Consider the following 17,246-nt stretch of genomic DNA (forward strand, 5'->3'; position numbering starts at 1 on the left):
ACCGGCGCACGCCGGGGCGGGAGCCGACCCTGCCCCCTGTGGGACGGCCTCGCCCCGGGCGCCACCTTCTCGCTCACCCCATTGCGCTTCCCGAAAGGAGGTGGACCGATGTCCACCACTGTGTTCACCAACGTCCGTATCTTCGATGCCACCGATGCCGATCCCTACATCGGCGAGGCCCGCGTCGCCGACGGCCGCATCACCGAGGTCACCGCCCGCACCGGCGCCGTCGACCGCACCGGCGCGCGGATCATCGATGGCGGAGGGAAGTTCCTGATGCCCGCCCTGTGCGATGCCCACACCCACTTCTCCTGGACGAACTCCGCCGATCTGCCCGGCCTCGGAACGATGGGCGTCGAGGAACACACCCTGCTCTCGGCCCGCTCCGCGTTGACCTACATCGACCACGGCTACACCATGTGCGTCGGTGCCGCTGCCGCCAAGCCACGACTGGATGTGGTCATCCGAGACGCCATCAACAGCGGCCAGATTCCCGGCCCACGCTACCTGGCGAACTGCCAGGAGATCGCCGTGACCGGCGGCGCATTGGTCAATGGCATCACCGCCTTTGCCGACGGGCCGGAGGAAATGCGTAAAGCGGTGCGCCGCAACGTCGAACTCGGCGCAGACCTCGTCAAGCTGTCGATGTCCGGCGAAGACATCACCGGAAACCAGCATGCCAAGGACAATTACTTCTCCGACGAGGAAACCGCCGCGGCCGTCACCGAAGCACACCGCCGGGGACTTCGGGTGTGCAGCCACGCCCGCTCCGGCGAAAGTGTGAAAATGTCGCTGCGCAACGGCGTCGACATCATCTACCACGCCTCCTTCACTGACGAGGAAGGCCTGGACATGATGGAGGCACAGAAGGACCGCATTTTCGTTGCACCCGGAATCAACTGGCTCGTGGCAACCCTCGAGGATGCCGGAGCGTTCGGCTACCCGCCCGAAGCGGCCGAAGCCGCGGGCTACCGCTACGAACTCGAGTGCGCCATCGAAGGGCTCAAGAAAATGAAGGCTCGTGGCATTCGTGTGCTCCCCGGCGGCGACTACGGATTCGCGTGGACACCTCACGGAACCTACGCCCGCGATCTCGCGCATTTCGTGAACCTGCTCGATTTCAGCCCCAAGGATGCTCTGTTGTCGGCAACCAAGCTCGGTGGCGAAATCATGGGGATGCCTGACGAACTCGGACAGATCAAGCCCGGTTACTGCGCTGATCTGATCCTGATCGACGGCGACCCGCTGGCCGACATCACTGTCCTGCAGGACAAGGACCGCATCGTCGGAATCATGAAGGAAGGGGTATTCCACAAGGACCCGGGCACCGGTATCGAGCGCGGCGTCCGCGAGGTCCACGAGATCCACCACGGCAGCCCTGTGCCGGCCTGACCCCACTCTGCGGTGTCCCGGCTCACCGTCCGGTGAGCCGGGAAGCGGTAGTACGGCCAGGCAACCCGATCGATACAGGCTCTCGACATTCGGCGCTCACTATGACGACCGCAACACCCATCTTCGGTGCCACAGTTCGGTATATCGCTCCTTGTGAAGGACATCTTTCATGTGCAATGTGATTCACCAGGCCCACAGGCAGTCACTGTCCCGCCGTGGACTGTTGGCAGGGGTCATGGCTGTGGGAGCGACGACCGCCCTCGCCGGTTGTGCCCCCTCTACTGCTTCCAGCTCGGCGCAGACGCCTGCGCCCTCGTTCGATTATGTCCAGCAGGCACGTTCGTATCGCACTCGAGCGGTCCTGCTCGGCACTGCCGGCGGTCCGATGACATGGATCGACCCGCACAACGGCAGCGACCGAGCCCGGCACGGCATCGCCACCGCCGTCGTCGTCGGTGACGCGTTCTACCTCGTGGACTGCGGAATGGGGGTGGCCCATCAACTGCGCATGGCACAGCTCGGACAAAGCGGGGATTTCCACGGGTACGAGGGTTTGCGCGACATATTTCTCACCCACCTGCACTCCGACCACACCATGGACTACTTCAACATCGTGCTGTCCGGCTGGTACCACGGCCTCCCCGGCCCCGAACCGGTCGGTGTCTACGGCCCCGGAGACCGCGGTGCACTGCCGGCGATCACCGGACCCAGCGATGTCGCTGCCGTCAACCCGGACAATCCCACGCCCGGCACTGTCGATATGACCACCTATCTCACCCAGGCTTTCGCCACCGACATCAACGACCGGCTCCGTGATTCCGGAAAGCCGTCCCTCGATCACCTGATCCGGACCCACGACATCGACATTCCCGCTCAGGTCGGGGCGCGCGCCAACGATAACCAGTTCCCCGACATGGACCCCTTCGTCATCATGGAAGACGACCGCGTCAAAGTCAGCGCGACCCTCGTAGACCACGGCGCTGTCTACCCTGCCTTCGCCTTCCGCTTCGACACGGACGACGGATCCATCACGTTCTCCGGGGATACCGCACCTAGCCCGAATCTGGTCCGTCTCGCTCAGGAGACCGACATCCTCGTCCACGAAGTCATCGACGCCGACTGGGTGCGTGCTCTGTACGGCGAGCCACCGTACAGCCCGGAAGAAGAGGGGTTCATCGAGCATCTGCTGCATTCCCACACCACCATCGAGCAGGTCGGCCCCATCGCTGAACAAGCTGGTGCGAAGTCGCTTGTCTTGTCCCACCTGGCCCCGGGAAACAACCCCCGTGAACGCTGGCTTGCCGCCTCCGCCGGATTCTCCGGAGACCTCATTGTCGGCGAGGACCTGATGCAGGTCGGTATCGGCGCCCGCACCAGCTGACTACGCGGGTGACCCTGCACTGAGCAGGTGGCACCTCCCGTCGAACACGGATGGGTGATCTAGTTTCGATCTGCTTGCGATGGTCGACTTCGCCGTCCGCTGGCTCCAGTGGAACGGTGGACCCGACACAGAAATCTTCATCCGTTTCGGCATCGGTTCTGACGAGTACTACCAACGCTTAACCACCGCGATCGAGAATGATTCCCGGTTACTCTCGACATGCGTTCGGACTTGCGGCGTCTGTGCCGTCCGCAGCCGTCGACGCGGCAGGTTCGCTCGCACACCTGTCACCCTCGAGACCGATCTTCGTAATGAGTGAACGCACATGACACCTTCCTCGATTGGCGCGTCCAGGCTCGCTGCACCGGCTTCGACATCGACACGTTCTTCGGCCCTGCGACGGAAAGTTACGGCGCCCGGACCAGGCGAGAGCGCATGGCTCGACGCATCTGCTCTCGTTGCTCGGTCCTCGAGCACTGTCGACGTTTCGCAGTCGACACCGGACAACCTCACGGTATATGGGGTGGACTGACCGAATCCGATCGACGCAGAGTCCGGCGACACCGGCAGATCGCATGAGCGCTGTGGCATCTATCCTTCGCACTCCCCAGCAGTCATGTGCGGTGCGCTCCTGTAACGCCTCAGCGGAACAGGCCTTGCCGTCGTGACCGCGGCACCCATCTCCGCCCTTCTGCCCGGCGGTACCGTCCCCGGTGCATCGCTCACAACGTCGCTACGCCCACGGTGCTCGCCGGGGCACTGTCCGGGCTGATGAGCGCTACGGCAAACTTCGGTGCCCTTTGCCCGACATCGCACGCGCCACTCTCATCACCTCATCACTTGCGCCACACCCCCGGCGAGACACCATGCACCTGTCGGAAACGGCGATTGAAGTACGCCGGATCCCGAAAACCTACCCGGCGAGCGATCGTCTCCACCGACAGATCGGTACCGGACAACAACAGCCGTGCTTCCGTCATCCGACGTTCGGTGATCCACTCACCGATCGTCCGACCCGTTCGCTCTCGGACCACCGTGGTCAGATGCCCCGGTGACATCCCCACCGCGTCGGCCACATCCCGGGCCGACAACTCCTGCGCGAAGTGCTTTTCGATCACCCCGAATGCGTCCGCCAGCACCGGTTCCTGGCGGTGCCTCAGTTCTCCTTCCACATCGCCGGCCAACCTGGCCACCTCGAGCAACACCAACAGCAGATAGGCGCGCACTGCCAGATCACCACCGGAACGGAGCCCTCGGAACTCTACGTCGAGCCCCTGCAACAATCCCTCCCATCGGGGTCGGTCGGTGACCTCGACATGAAAGAGACCGGCGCCCACCCCAGATTCCGCCGCCAGGAACGGACTTAGCAGCGGGTTCGACCGCCACAGCTGCAACGACTGACCGAGTCCAGTCATCCCTTCCAGCACGGTTGGCGAAAATTCCACCGCCCATCCGGTGGCGTCGTCCACCATAGACAGATCGTGCACCACCCCAGGAGGCAGCAGTACTACATCGCCCGGGGCCACAGGCACCGGACGATTCATCACCATGTGCGGGCCCGAACCAGTCCGAAAGTACAACAACTCGAGATCATTGTGCCCATGCGGGCCCGTCTGTACTCGTGGATTGTCGGCTTCGACTGACTGCACATCGATCGATGCGGACCGCGAGCTACGCCCTCGAGCCTCGAACATCAGCACATGGGAGTCTCGCATCCCTTACCTCTCCACATGGTTGCCGATCACGCACCACAACAAGGCAGATCACCCCGAGAATAGTCCAAAGGCATGCGCTTCGTGACTTCGCGGTCACAGGGGTATGAGCAGAACTTCCGGTGAAGCTCTACGGGACACAGCGGCGGGCAGTAGGTGCTGTCACCAGTTGCTCCGGCCATCGCGGACACATCTGTATTCCTTCGTGGGTCGCGGAACCCTTTGTTGGTCGGGTGGCGATCTACAGCGCTGACGGACTGCGTGCGTGGAACCGCCCGATGCCGCCTTCGCTCCCTTGTCCGACCGCGGACAGTCTGCGGCGGTAGCGACTTGCGTTATTGTGGGTCGTATTGGTCTCGATAGGGTGAGAGTCTGTGATCGTCAGCACCGATAATCGGTGTGCAAGGAAATCTGTAAGCCAACCCCATATGATCAGTTCGAGTTGGTTCTTTCGTGACATCGTCCCGATTGGTGACAGCCGGCCGCTCAGAGGCAGGCGCCGGCAGCCTATCTGGGTGGGCTCGAGTAACATACTTTCAACTCAGATCTCGTCGCGAGTATTGCGATGAACACGAGGAGATCGCCGAAGCCCATCGCCGACCGGACTAGGACAGCGCCCGCGCCGCAGTGCGTGTCACACCTGACGTTATGTCCGAATGCCCCTGTCGGAGAACAATGCACAACCGCACCACCCACACCACTCACCCGTGGAGCGACGACCGCTCTGCGCGGGGTTCAGAAATCCGAATGAAGAATCGAGGTCTTTGTGCACGTTCTGATAACTGGCGGAGCCACTGGTATCGGGAAGGCCATCGCCAGAGAGTTCCGGAGTGCTGCTGACGCTCGGATTGTCATCACAGGCCGAACTGAAGCCACCTTGCGAGCAACGGCGGAAGAACTGGATATCGCATACGTGGTTTGTGACCATTCCAGCCCTGAACAGGTATCGTCCGCAGCAAGGAGGATCCCGGCCGATTTGGATGTCATCGTGAACAACGCTGGTGGTAACACAGGTTTCGACCAAGCATCACCAGTGGGGCTCGATGGTGTACGAGATGCGTGGCTCGAAAACTATGTGGCCAACGTCGTCACCGCAGTGCTGACGGTCAGCGAGTTGGGGCCACGCATCAACGACAATGGAAGAATCATCAACATCGGCTCTGCCGCTGCGGAGAGTGGATCCGGATCGTACGGTTCCGCGAAGGCCGCAGTCAGCTCCTGGACAGTCGGCCTCGCAAAGGAATATGGCCACCGAGGGATCACGGCCAACGCTATTTCCCCCGGATTCATCGCCGACACGGAGTTCTTCAGAGGTCAACTGACCGCGCAGAGAGAGCGTGACCTGGTATCCCTCACACAGAACAAGAGGCGAGGAACACCCGAAGACGTTGCTGCACTGGCATACTTTTTGGCATCACCGGGCGCCGCGCATATAACAGGTCAGACATTGCAGGTGAACGGCGGCGCCTTCACTACGCGTTGACCCTTCCCCAAGGGCGCTGGGTGCTCGGATAACAGCGTTCCGACCTCTTCGCTCGGTCCTGGCCTCGACGCCCCGGAGTCGGGTCAGCACCAGCGCTCGCCCATCACCGAACCTCCGGCAGACAATTCGACACCGTCGGACATCCGGTCGCCTACGTCGGCCTCGCGCCGGTCACCCGCTGATCTGAATCCTCGATCCGCGGTGAACACCGATCACGATGCGGCAACAAGTAACTCATACGCGTGCGCCATATTCCGCGTTCGCAACCTGTGCAAGACTCGGACCCGCGCGACTACTGCGCCATACCTCAAGCGGTTGCGGTGTCTGGAGCGCTGACACTGTGGAGCCGCATCGCCGAGGTCTTCACTGCCACTGTCGAGGTTCGGGACAGCATCCTGGTCTGAACCTGAGCTTCCGTGGAATCTCGGAGAGCCATTGGAATATTTGCTCGCGAGTATTACATTCTCCTTATGAGGATACAACGTTCTACCACATGCAGGCGCGTTAGTGGGCGAAACGCGGGATCGCCTGAATCGGCGCCGCGGACGAGTGCTTGCGCGAAGTTGGTTCGCTCATGACTGCAGTGGTCCCCGACACCCTGGAGCAGGCGACGTCCCCACAGTGGCTGACCTCCGCATTGCAGCCACGTTTCCCAGGGATTGTTGTGCGAGAAGTGATACCGGGACCTGTTGTGGACCGGGTGTCGACCAACGCGCGATTCACCATCGTGTGCGAGGGGGGAATCCCTGAGGGCTTGTCTTCACGGCTGTGTGTCAAAGGGTATTTCAACGAACAGAGTCGTGCGGCTCGATTCGTGGGTGAGCGAGAAGCTTGCTTCTACCGAGACCTCGCGGCAGATAGTGGCGTGCGAACGCTACGAAGTGTGTACGCGGATTTCGACACCGCTGCGCGTCACGGGGTTGTGGTGACCGAAGATATTGTGGCTGAAGGAGGCGCATTTCTTGACGCTGCCAGCTACATCAGTCCAGATCAGGTAGCCGATAGCCTGAGCCAGTTCGCTAAACTCCACGCATCAACCTGGGGTAACTCTGCGTGGTCTGAGAAGCATTGGCTGACTTCGAACCTGGCGGGTGCGTTGAGGGCTTGGGGTGGTGATGCGATCACCGCTCGGATAGCTGGGAACTTTCACGGCCCGAACGGCCGACGAGTCCCTGAGGGAGTCAGTGACGCGCCTCGGCTGACCCGTGCGTACAGCTCACTGGTCGCCTCCTTGGAAGCGGAACAGATATCTTCGGATTGGTGCGTCATCCACGGCGACGCCCATGTTGGTAATACGTTCTTGGATGCTGCGGGGGCATTGAGCCTGGTTGACTGGCAGCTCGTGCAGCGCGGTATGTGGTACCTCGACGTCGGGACGCACATTGCTACCGCTCTGACTGTGAATGACCGGCGCGGCAGTGAGAAGGACCTTCTTTGGCATTATCTGGATTGCCTTGCGGCTCAGGGCATCACTCCACCTTCACGGGACGTTGCGTGGCGAGCGATGAGCCGAGGGATACTGCGGGGGTTCTTCCTTTGGGGGATTACGACGAAGGTCGCGCCGAACCTGATCGAAATCCTGTTACACCGGCTCGGTACAGCAGTCGCCGACCACGATGCACTCTCGCCGGAAGTATACCTGGCGCCCCTGTCAAGAGAATAGCCTCGATTCTTCGCGCGGACTGTGCACCGTCCTGAGCGTGCTGGGATTGGGTTTTGCCATCATGGATTCGGTATACGGCCGGGGCCAGTTGCCCGACACGGTCGGGTGAATTCGAGGTCCACGGCCTCGAAGGCGACAACGTCGTTTCATGCGGTCGAATACGTCTCCGCTGGTTGCACCGGTGCTTGTAGCGTATCGAGTCGGTTCAGCGCAGAGACCAGGACCTTGACCGATGTTGCTGGGGCGGCGTGGTTTACCGCGGTACTAGGCACGGCGGGTGATCCGCACGGCGATCGACCACAGTCGCCGCCCTAGTTCTTTTGTTTCCCGCACCGTGCGGGATGGTCGTTCAGGTGAGCGTCTGACGAGCGCGCAGGCCAGTTGTACGATCGCAGCCACATCTTGTTCTCGAACCGGCCTCGGCGTCGGTGCCGCAGCTGAAAGATCGGGCAGCTGGACGCGGCGGATGCTCGTGGTGAACGCGGGTCGGGGCACGGACTCCGGGTGTATCAAGTGATTGCTGAAGTCTCATGATTCCTCCGGAACATCCATTCCCTGTTGTAGGTTGTCTCATCGAACCACTGAGGGGACCGCGTTCGCCGCGCAACTCAACATCGATGCCCGACCGGAGTTCACCCCAGCGCATCCACCGGGCTGTCACCGCCTTCGCGTTCCGGACCTGGCGGTGGACCATGTGCTCTCCGTGCTGGTACACGACAGCGGTTACGAGCGAATTGCCACCGTCGTGTGCTCGGAACGCACTCTCGGTCGACACCCGTGATTGTTTACGACAGGTTCATCTCGTACCGGTCCGACCAGAGGTCGGGGGTTGCAGCAAGCGCCCGAGGGCGGCCTGGATTCAGGATGTTATGCGCGACGGTGAGTGCGCTTTCACCCGGATGTGTCCGATGTTCGATGCGCATCGACCTGTCGAGGAATGGGTTGTTCCAGCGCGACGTCGCTGTCGTCATGCACCACGGGGGTTGCGGCACAGTACTGTTCGCAGACCACACCGTCGGTGAGCGACAATTCTGTGCCGGCGAGGTTCGTGGTTCCGGGCATGCGGCGCGGCCGGACACTGGTCGCGATCACCAGTTGGTCGTATTGCACTGAGTCGCCGTCGGCCACGGTCATCGTCTGCCTGACCTGGTCCACATCGGTGGCGGGCGCACCGAGACGCAAATCCAGGTCCAACGCCTCCAGGTCTTCCGGTTTTCGCAAGCGAAGCCGGTCGGTGCTCCATTCTCCGGCGAGCCATTGTGTGGATAGCGGAGGTCGGGTCGTAGGGTGCACTCGGTTCGTCACCGATCAGGCTGATCTTGCCTTGGTGACCATTCGGCGCGGCGCTTCCACGGTAGCAAGACCAGCCGCGGAGGCGCCGACGGTCACGACACGGTTCATGGTTCGACGATATGGATAGCGGAAGCCGGGCAGGCGATGGCCGACTCCCGGACGTCGTTGTGCAGTTCGGGCCCGGGGTTCTCGGTCAACAGCACCACTACGCCGTCGTCGTCACGCTGGTCGAACACCTCCGGCATGTGCAGCACGCACATCCCGGAGCCGATGCACTTCTGAGTATCAGCGACCACCTTCATTGGGTATCTCCTTGTAGTCGTTCGAGTTTGACGCATATTGATCGGTGAGAACTATTGTCATGTGATGTGCCTCACGGGTACGGTACAACATAAGTCAGATGTCTGTCTGAGAAAAGTTGAGAGGTGGGAACATGCGGATCGTCATGGACGACAGAATGTTGCTCATGACCGACGATTCGTCCCCCGACTCCCCTCGGCCTGTTTCACGCAAGGAACAGCGCGAGGCCACGCGAGAGCTACTACTCACCACCGCAGAACGGTTGTTTGCCGAACAGGGTCTGTCCCTGGTGTCGATGCGCCACATTGTCGAGGCGGCCGGGCAAGGCAATAATTCTGCGCTGAAGTACCACATCGGCACCCGTGCGGATCTGATCCGCGCCATCGTGCGGAAACACGGGGAGCCGGTCGCTGCCCGCGCACGCGAGATGGCGGAGCAAGTGCGCGGCTCGACCAATCCTCGCGACCATTTGGCGAGCCTCGTGCTGCCCTACACTGAGCACCTGGCCGAACTCGGTAATCCCAGCTGGAATGCACGATTCAATGCCCAGGTTGCCGTCGATCCGGTTTTCCGCGATGAAATCCTGACCGGCAACCTGGTACCGACCCCCGATTACGACGCCTGGGCCGGTGTGCCGGAGCTTCCACCGGCCGAGTCCCTTGTGCGTAGGCAGGCCATGCGCATGGCGGTCATGCATACCTGCGCCGAGCAGGAGCGACTTGCCGCAACCATCGGGGCCCCGGCCGACTGGCAGATGATCGGCGAGGCCATCACCGACGCCATCACCGGACTGCTCACCGCCCCGCGTCACCCCCGAAACGCCCACTGAGAACCCACAGTCAACGAAGGGAACAGCCCGTGAAAGCTACCGAGACGACCGCCCCGATCGGATCGTTGACCGGCCGACGACCACTGCCCCCCGAAATGTCCGAAAGGACCGGGTGCCCTTTCGATCCGCCCGCCGCACGGTTCCGATTGCAAGAGGAACATGGCCCGGTCGCGAAGGTGCCGCTGCTCAATGGCGCACACGTCTGGCTGATTACCGGCTATCAAGAAGTTCGCAACGCCATCTCGGACATCCGCCTCAGCTCCGATGTGGTGCGCAATGCCAATGCCATGTCCCTGACCTCCGAACAGGTGACGGCCGGCAGCTGTCCCGCCCAGCCGGACCTGCAGCGCACCGACGGCATGTTCATCTTCATGGACCCCCCGGAGCACTCGCGGCTACGGAAAGTGCTCACCAGCCAGTTCACTGTGCGTCGCATGCGTGCCCTGGATCAGCGAGTGCACGAGATCACCGACGAACTCATCACCGCCATGCAAGGCGCCGGCACCACCGCCGATCTCGTGACAGATTTCGCACTGGCTCTACCATCCCTGGTGATCTGCGAGCTCCTCGGAGTGCCGTACGAAGACCGGGCAGAGTTCCAGGAGCGGAGCGCGATCACCCTCAACATCAACAACACTCCGGAACAGCAGCGTGATGCCGGGATCGCACTGTGGGAGTTCATGCGAAATCTGGTCATCGCAAAACGCGCCGAGCCCGGTGACGACATGCTCTCCGGCTTGATCAGCGGCGAACTGGCCGCCGATCCACCGCTGACCGACGCCGAGTTGATCGACATCGGCGTGACACTTCTCGGCGCCGGCCACGAGACCACAGCGAACATGCTTGCACTGAGCGTCTTTGCTTTACTCGAGCACCCGGAGCAGCTCGCTGCGCTCCGGAACGATCCGACACTCATCGACGCGGCTATCGAGGAACTGCTGCGATACCTCTCGGTCTCGCATACCGGCCCGACCCGCATCGCGTTGGAAGACATCACCCTCGGCGGGGTCGAGATTCCGGCCGGGGATACGGTCGTGATTTCGTTGCCCACCGCCAACCGGGACGAAGAGCGTTGGCCGGAGCCCGGCCAGCTGGATGTGACCCGACCGCGCGACACCGGGCACATGGCCTTCGGCTACGGCATACACCAGTGCTTGGGGCAGCAGCTCGCGCGTGTAGAGCTGCGGGTGGGGCTTATCGAACTGTTCAAACGACTGCCGGGCCTCCGACTCGCAGTCCCAGCCGCAGAGATTCCGCTCCGGACCGACATGGTGGTCTTCGGGGTTCATTCACTGCCCGTGGCATGGGACTGAAGCACGCTGCTTCACGGCCGAAGTAGCCCTGCAGGATAGTCTCGCAGCCGGGGCGTTGTGCACGTATCTGGTGACCGGATCGGCGCTTCTACACCTGCCCTGAGACGGCATCGGTTGCGTGCCGCCACGCCTGAGCCGCCGCGCCCTCTGTGCTCTGTGGCGTCCCCCGGCTTGTTCGAAAGCTCTATATCCTTTTGCTGTCAACGCTTATCGGACCCGACTGTGAACAAGTGCACTGACGAATCTATGATTGACACCACTTCGGACAACCGCTAACTTGACCAAGAAGTATCGTTGAACCAGGCAAGACGTGAGTCCCATCAGCCCTTGTGACTGCATGGCAGTGCGCCCACCTCTGTCTTATCGATGTTCAGAACGTTCTCACGCCCATGCAGTTCCCCACCCCCTTATGTGAGTCCTTCTATGCAGGAAGGCGATACGGGGTTCGTGACCGGCACGTATCGGAAGGAACCAAGTGACCACCACCAGTCTTCGATGCCTGGCGATGCCCGCGCCGGAAGCGGTGGAAGGGCGAGCAGTCCGATGACCTTCATCGACGAGCCGGGCAATTCGGTCGGTGCCCGGATTCCGCGGATCGAGGATGCTCGTTTGCTCACCGGTACAGGAACATTCGTCGATGATATCTCCCTTCCGGGCATGCAACATGTGTGTTTCGTGCGTAGCCCCTATGCTCGCGCGCGGATTCTCGACGTCGACATTTCGGAGGCCCTCGCCATCGATGGGGTCACCGCGATCTATGATGCTGGGGACCTGAATTCCGGCGTACACGAGTTCAGGTACACCGCAGAGCGTGTCGCCGATCCCCTGATCCGTGTACCACTCGCCGAGGGCGAAGTCCGGTTCGTCGGAGATCCCGTCGCCCTCGTCATCGCCGCCGATCGCTACGTGGCGGAGGATGCGGCCGAGCGGGTCCTCGTCGATTACGAGCCGCTGACTCCGGTGATCGATTACGAAACATCCTATGAGAACCCCGAACTCGTGCACGCGAACGCTCCATGCAATCTGGCCGGCGAACTTGCCGGTCGACCGTTGTCGGATTTGGAGTCCCTCTTCGACAGTGCTGCGCATGACGTCGAGCAGACCCTCCACCAGCAGGCCCACATGCCCATGCCGATGGAGACCCGGGGAGTAGTCGCGCAGTGGTCGGCAGCAGCGGGCGATATGACGGTCTGGACATCTACTCAGGCACCGCATGAAGTTCGATTGGTATGCGCACGGGTCCTCGGAATCGACGAACACCACGTCCGAGTGATCGTGCGGGACACCGGGGGTGGATTCGGGCAGAAAGTGGTACCTCAGCGCGAGGAGATCTGCGTCATGCTGGCCGCCAGGAAGGCCGGGGCCACACTCAAGTGGATCGAAGATCGGCAAGAGCATCTGATGTCTGCAGGAATGGCCCGCCAGGAACATGGAACCGGGCGCTTCGCGTTCGATGCAGACGGAATCATTCTTGCCGCCGACCTCGAACACGTGCAGAACGTGGGTGCTTACCCGATCACACCGCCCATGACCGCAGGCGGCGTAGTCGGCATGCTGTTCCCTGGTCCGTACCGGATCCCTGACGCCACCTTCAGAACGAAGCTGGTGTACTCCAACACAGTCGGACGAGGGGCCTATCGCGGACCCTGGCAATTCGAATCCATGGCCCGAGAAGTGGTGCTCGATACTGCGGCGCGGCGCCTCGGGATCGATCCGATCGAACTTCGTCGGCGTAATCTACTGCGCGCCGACGAACTGCCGATATCGAACCCCAACGGTATGCCGTACTCGGATGCGACACCGCGTGAGACATTCGAGCAGGCGCTCGACATCCTGGACTACCCGGCGTTCCGCCGCGAGCAGCATCTCGCGCGTCAGGACGGTCGGTACATCGGGGTCGGCACCTGCACATACCTCGAACCCACCACTGGCGCTACTGCGTACCACGCCACGGAGGGCGCGACCATTCGGATCGAGCCGTCGGGCAAGGTCAACGTCTACGTTGCGGGTGGCTCATGCGGTAACAGTCTGGAGACGACGGTGGTCCAATTGACCGCCGACGCGCTCGGTGTCGAGATCGGGGATGTCAATACGGTGCAGGGCGACACGGCGATCACTCCCTTCGGCGCCGGAACCGGAGGCAGCCGATCGGGTTCGATGACTGCCGGCGCCGTGGCTCAGGCCGCGGGGCTCCTGCGTGAGCGGATTCTGGCTATCGCTGCGCACACATTCGAAGTCGACCCCGGCGATATCGAATTCCGGCAGGGCCGAGCCACTGTTCGGGGTGTCCCGAACCGGGAACTGAGCTTGGCCGACATCGCCGACATCGCCTACTTCCAAACCCTGACTCTCCCGCCGGATCTTCCCTCCGGCCTCGAGGTCAGCGAACGATACCGAGCGCAGAGTCCGCTGATCTGGGCGAACGCAACCCACGTGTGCACATGCGCGGTGGACATCGAAACGGGCGAGGTAACGCTGTTGCGCTACATAGTGAGTGATGATTGTGGCCCCATGATCAATCCGAACGTGGTCGAAGGGCAGATCTACGGCGGGACTGTCCAAGGCATCGGTGGCGCTCTCTACGAGCATCTCGCCTACGACGACACGGGGAACCCGATCACCACGACGTTCATGGACTATCTCCTCCCCACTGTCCATGAGGTTCCGGTCATCGAGTTGGGGCACATCGAAACTCCCGGACCCGGTCCAGGCGGATACAAGGGCGTGGGCGAAGGTGGAGCAATCGGATCGGCGCCGGCGGTGGTCAACGCTGTCGCCGATGCGCTGGCGCCGTTCGGTGTCGAGGTCGATCATCTGCCGTTGAGTCCGTCCAGGATCATCGACATGCTCGATGCCGCGCGCGCTCAGGCGGTAGACAGGTGAAACCCTCCGCGTTCGAATACCACCGGCCCACAACGCCCGAGGAAGCTGCCGAACTCCTGGCAGAGTTGGGTGAAGACGCCAAGCTCATCGCCGGTGGTCAGAGTTTGATGCCGATGCTCAACCTTCGACTGGCAGTGTTCGAGCACCTGATCGATATCGGAGGGCTCACTGACCTTGCTGGAATAGAGCATGTTTCCGACTCTGTCGTAGTCGGTTCCACCACAAGTCAAGCCGCAGTCGGCAGGTCCACCACTGTCCTCGAAACAGTACCATTACTCTCTCGGGCCACCCCGCTGATCGGACACTTCCCGATCCGCAATCGCGGCACACTCGGTGGTTCGGTCGCTCACGCCGATGCCGCAGCGGAGTACCCCGCGGTGGCACTCACTCTCGATGCCGAGATCGAGGCGCTGTCCTCCGCCGGTAGGCGAACGATACCGGCTTCCGAGTTCTTCACCGGAATGTGGACGACCGCGTTGCGCGATGACGAAGTCCTGACAAAGGTCACTTTTCCGATCCGAGAGGGAAGATGGGGGTTCGCAATCAACGAATTCTCACGCCGCAAAGGCGACTTCGCCCTGGCGGGCGCCTGCCTAGCTGTGAAGGTCGACGACAATTCGCGAGTCGAGAACTGCAGCATAGGACTTTTCGGCCTGGGATCGATGCCGACCCGGGCGACTTCCACAGAGCGCTCCCTCGTCGGATGCTCGATCGACGAACTGCAGGTGCGCGACGTCGCCCACTCTGCGGTATCCGGCCTGGAGTCGGTTCCGGCCGACCTGCACGGTTCCGCTGCGTATCGCACACGAGTCGGAGCCACGATGGTGGCACGCGCGTTGAAGAACGCTCTCGAGGAGGCAACAGATGACTGACGTCGACATTGCGATCGAGGTCAACGGCATAGTGAGGCGCTCAGCCGTCCCGCCCCGATTGACGTTGGCCGACTTCTTGCGCGTCAACTGCGGATTGACCGGTACGCACGTGGGGTGCGAGCACGGGGTCTGTGGCGCGTGCACGGTCTTGATGGACGGTGAGGCCGTACGGGGATGTCTTCTCTTCGCAGTCCAGGCCGACGGTAGCTGCATCACCACCGTCGAGGGAATCGCATCGCCCGACGGCACGCTCGCACCCATCCAGGAAGCGTTCCGCCAACACCACGGCCTCCAGTGCGGATTCTGCACCCCGGGTTTCATTGTCACCGCTACAGCATTGTTACGGGATAATCCCGACCCGACCGATGAAGAGATCCGTGACGGAATTTCTGGAAGCATCTGCCGCTGCACCGGCTATCAAGGCATTGTGGCCGCCATCCGCGCCGCGTCGATCACCACCTGACCCGTTGATTCGACCAATACGAGGATCTGAATGAAACTGGAGAACACCTTCCGTATCGCCGTTCCCATCGACGAGTCCTGGCGTGTACTGCTCGATATCGAACGAGTCGCTCCCTGCGTTCCCGGAGCTACCATCACATCCCACGACGGAGACAAGTATTCCGGAAACCTCAAGGTCAAAGTGGGTCCCATCGCACTGAAATACACCGGCATCATCGAAGTGCGCGCCACGGATGAAGCCACGAAAGTAGTGGTCTTCGAAGGTAGCGGCCGAGAAGCCCGCGGAAACGGCACGGCAAGCGCGGTCATTGCCTGTCGCATGTCCGAATCGGGCGCCAGTACCGACGTGTTCGTCGAGACAGAACTCGACATCACCGGCAAGCCTGCGCAATTCGGGCGGGGAGCGCTCGCCGAGGTATCCAACAAGCTCCTCGAGCAGTTCGCCACTAACCTCGCAGATCAGATCATTGCATCTGCAGGAACTTCGAGCGCGGGGGCCTCGGACAGCCCGGATTCGCGTCCATCGGTCGACACCCACCTCGCGGACGTGGAAGCAAGCCACGACAGTTCTACCCACGTCGCCGACCATACTGCTGCTGCACCGCCGATAGACCTCCTGAGTATCGGAGGAAGCCGGAGTCGCGCCATCGGGGTGATCGTTTCGGCGGCGTCGGTCGCACTGATGATCCCGCTCTTGATTCGGAGGCGTCACCGGTCGGCTAACTGATTCTCAAATTCGCGTGGATCAACCGGATGCGCCAATCCGGCCGGAGCGAGCGACTCAAAAGAGGCGCTCATGTACAGAAATGAGGCACAGATTGTCAGGGAAACTCGAAGGGAAAGTAGCCTTCATCACCGGTGCGGCTCGCGGGCAAGGACGGAGCCACGCGGTGCGCTTGGCCAAGGAAGGTGCCGACATCATCGCAGTGGATGTCTGTAAGCAACTCGACGGCGTCAAGATTGCGATGTCGACACCAGACGACCTCGCCGAAACCGCAGCGCAGGTTGAGGCGCTGGGACGTCGCATCCATGCCGTCGAAGCGGACGTTCGCGACGAAGATGTCATGACCGAGACCGTTCGCGAGGGCGTTGCCAAGTTCGGTCGGCTCGATATCGTTGTGGCCAATGCAGGGCTGGCCAGCGAAGGTGCGATGCTCGACGAGATGACCCAGAAGGCATGGCGCGACATGATCGACGTCAACCTGACGGGCGTGTGGACCACCACGAAGGTGGCCACTCCCCACATCGTGGCCGGTGGCCGAGGGGGATCGATCATATTGACCAGCTCCGTCGGAGGCCTGCGCGGCGCACAGCATATCGGCCACTACATCGCAGCGAAGCACGGCGTCATCGGCCTGATGCGGACCCTTGCGCTGGAACTGGGTGACAAACGTATCCGGGTCAATTCCGTGTGCCCCACGCAGGTGAGCACACCGATGCTCCTCAACGACGAAACCTACCGGCTCTTTCGTCCCGACCTGCCGAACCCAACCAAGGACGACTTCGCCGAAGCCTCCCAGATCGGCCAGGTGCTGCCGACTCCGTGGGTCGATGCAGATGACGTGAGTTCGGCGGTGCTGTTTCTCGCCTCCGACGATGCTCGATTCATCACCGGTGTCGCCCTGCCGATCGATGCTGGATCATTGCTCAAATAGGAGTCGTC

Annotated in this window: 15 protein-coding genes and 2 pseudogenes; 13 read left to right on the forward strand and 4 right to left on the reverse strand. The window is 61.9% G+C overall.

Features of this window, described 5'->3' with window-relative positions; all coding sequences use genetic code 11:
• Window positions 1–108: 108 nt before the first annotated feature.
• The 3 genes from ACTDXD_RS14645 to ACTDXD_RS14655 all read left to right on the forward strand — a co-directional run bounded on the left by ACTDXD_RS14645 (window position 109) and on the right by ACTDXD_RS14655 (window position 3,352).
• The gene (locus ACTDXD_RS14645; protein ID WP_440123059.1) at window positions 109–1,392 is read left to right on the forward strand and encodes an amidohydrolase family protein; all 1,284 of its coding nucleotides are present in this window, start codon (window positions 109–111) and stop codon (window positions 1,390–1,392) included.
• Window positions 1,393–1,777: 385 nt separating this feature from the next.
• Window positions 1,778–2,773 (forward strand): MBL fold metallo-hydrolase, encoded by a 996-nt coding sequence (locus ACTDXD_RS14650; RefSeq protein WP_440123060.1) that lies wholly within the window; start codon window positions 1,778–1,780, stop codon window positions 2,771–2,773.
• A gap of 315 nt (window positions 2,774–3,088) precedes the next feature.
• On the forward strand, window positions 3,089–3,352 hold the full coding sequence (locus ACTDXD_RS14655) for a WhiB family transcriptional regulator (RefSeq protein WP_440123061.1): 264 nt from the start codon (window positions 3,089–3,091) through the stop codon (window positions 3,350–3,352).
• 257 nt (window positions 3,353–3,609) lie between these two features.
• On the opposite strand, the gene ACTDXD_RS14660 is transcribed toward ACTDXD_RS14655, so the two are convergent.
• Together ACTDXD_RS14660 and ACTDXD_RS14665 are read right to left on the reverse strand one after the other, a co-directional pair.
• A complete protein-coding gene (locus ACTDXD_RS14660) occupies window positions 3,610–4,188 on the reverse strand; it encodes a helix-turn-helix transcriptional regulator (protein ID WP_440127653.1) in 579 nt (192 codons plus the stop codon).
• Window positions 4,189–4,194: 6 nt separating this feature from the next.
• Window positions 4,195–4,488: pseudogene (locus ACTDXD_RS14665) on the reverse strand (AraC family ligand binding domain-containing protein); the annotation flags it as partial.
• Between the two features lie 763 nt (window positions 4,489–5,251).
• On the opposite strand from ACTDXD_RS14665, the gene ACTDXD_RS14670 reads away from it, so the two are divergent.
• From ACTDXD_RS14670 to ACTDXD_RS14680, 3 genes and pseudogenes are all read left to right on the forward strand, one after another.
• Entirely contained in the window at window positions 5,252–5,968 is a 717-nt protein-coding gene (locus ACTDXD_RS14670) for an SDR family NAD(P)-dependent oxidoreductase (RefSeq protein WP_440123062.1), read from the forward strand.
• A 574-nt stretch (window positions 5,969–6,542) separates the two neighbouring features.
• Window positions 6,543–7,631: a phosphotransferase family protein gene (locus ACTDXD_RS14675; RefSeq protein WP_440123063.1), complete on the forward strand. Its 1,089-nt coding sequence runs from the start codon at window positions 6,543–6,545 to the stop codon at window positions 7,629–7,631.
• 550 nt (window positions 7,632–8,181) lie between these two features.
• A pseudogene (locus ACTDXD_RS14680) lies at window positions 8,182–8,403 on the forward strand (hypothetical protein); the annotation flags it as partial.
• 119 nt (window positions 8,404–8,522) lie between these two features.
• Here ACTDXD_RS14680 and ACTDXD_RS14685 read toward each other — a convergent pair.
• Together ACTDXD_RS14685 and ACTDXD_RS14690 are read right to left on the reverse strand one after the other, a co-directional pair.
• Window positions 8,523–8,825 (reverse strand): hypothetical protein, encoded by a 303-nt coding sequence (locus ACTDXD_RS14685; RefSeq protein WP_440123064.1) that lies wholly within the window; start codon window positions 8,823–8,825, stop codon window positions 8,523–8,525.
• A gap of 203 nt (window positions 8,826–9,028) precedes the next feature.
• Window positions 9,029–9,226, reverse strand: a complete 198-nt coding sequence (locus ACTDXD_RS14690) for a ferredoxin (RefSeq protein ID WP_440123065.1) — start codon at window positions 9,224–9,226, stop codon at window positions 9,029–9,031.
• Window positions 9,227–9,390: 164 nt separating this feature from the next.
• Between ACTDXD_RS14690 and ACTDXD_RS14695 the strand changes: the two genes are divergently transcribed.
• The 7 genes from ACTDXD_RS14695 to ACTDXD_RS14725 all read left to right on the forward strand — a co-directional run bounded on the left by ACTDXD_RS14695 (window position 9,391) and on the right by ACTDXD_RS14725 (window position 17,238).
• On the forward strand, window positions 9,391–10,053 hold the full coding sequence (locus ACTDXD_RS14695) for a TetR/AcrR family transcriptional regulator (protein ID WP_440123066.1): 663 nt from the start codon (window positions 9,391–9,393) through the stop codon (window positions 10,051–10,053).
• 146 nt (window positions 10,054–10,199) lie between these two features.
• Window positions 10,200–11,366 carry a cytochrome P450 gene (locus ACTDXD_RS14700; protein ID WP_440123067.1) on the forward strand — a complete coding sequence of 389 codons (1,167 nt, stop codon included), beginning with the start codon at window positions 10,200–10,202 and terminating at the stop codon, window positions 11,364–11,366.
• Between the two features lie 543 nt (window positions 11,367–11,909).
• Window positions 11,910–14,249: a xanthine dehydrogenase family protein molybdopterin-binding subunit gene (locus tag ACTDXD_RS14705; protein ID WP_440123068.1), complete on the forward strand. Its 2,340-nt coding sequence runs from the start codon at window positions 11,910–11,912 to the stop codon at window positions 14,247–14,249.
• Window positions 14,246–15,121, forward strand: a complete 876-nt coding sequence (locus ACTDXD_RS14710) for an FAD binding domain-containing protein (protein WP_440123069.1) — start codon at window positions 14,246–14,248, stop codon at window positions 15,119–15,121. The genes ACTDXD_RS14705 and ACTDXD_RS14710 overlap by 4 nt, the downstream gene beginning before the upstream one ends.
• Complete coding sequence (locus tag ACTDXD_RS14715; protein ID WP_440123070.1) at window positions 15,114–15,584, forward strand: (2Fe-2S)-binding protein; 471 nt, start codon at window positions 15,114–15,116, stop codon at window positions 15,582–15,584. Before ACTDXD_RS14710 ends, ACTDXD_RS14715 begins: the two co-directional genes overlap by 8 nt.
• A gap of 30 nt (window positions 15,585–15,614) precedes the next feature.
• On the forward strand, window positions 15,615–16,310 hold the full coding sequence (locus tag ACTDXD_RS14720; RefSeq protein ID WP_440123071.1) for an SRPBCC family protein: 696 nt from the start codon (window positions 15,615–15,617) through the stop codon (window positions 16,308–16,310).
• A gap of 91 nt (window positions 16,311–16,401) precedes the next feature.
• Window positions 16,402–17,238, forward strand: coding sequence for a mycofactocin-coupled SDR family oxidoreductase (locus ACTDXD_RS14725; protein WP_440127654.1), 837 nt, complete (start codon window positions 16,402–16,404; stop codon window positions 17,236–17,238).
• Window positions 17,239–17,246: the final 8 nt, after the last annotated feature.

Origin of the sequence: Rhodococcus sp. SJ-3, assembly GCF_051918125.1 — a bacterium.
Classification (GTDB): domain Bacteria; phylum Actinomycetota; class Actinomycetes; order Mycobacteriales; family Mycobacteriaceae; genus Rhodococcus.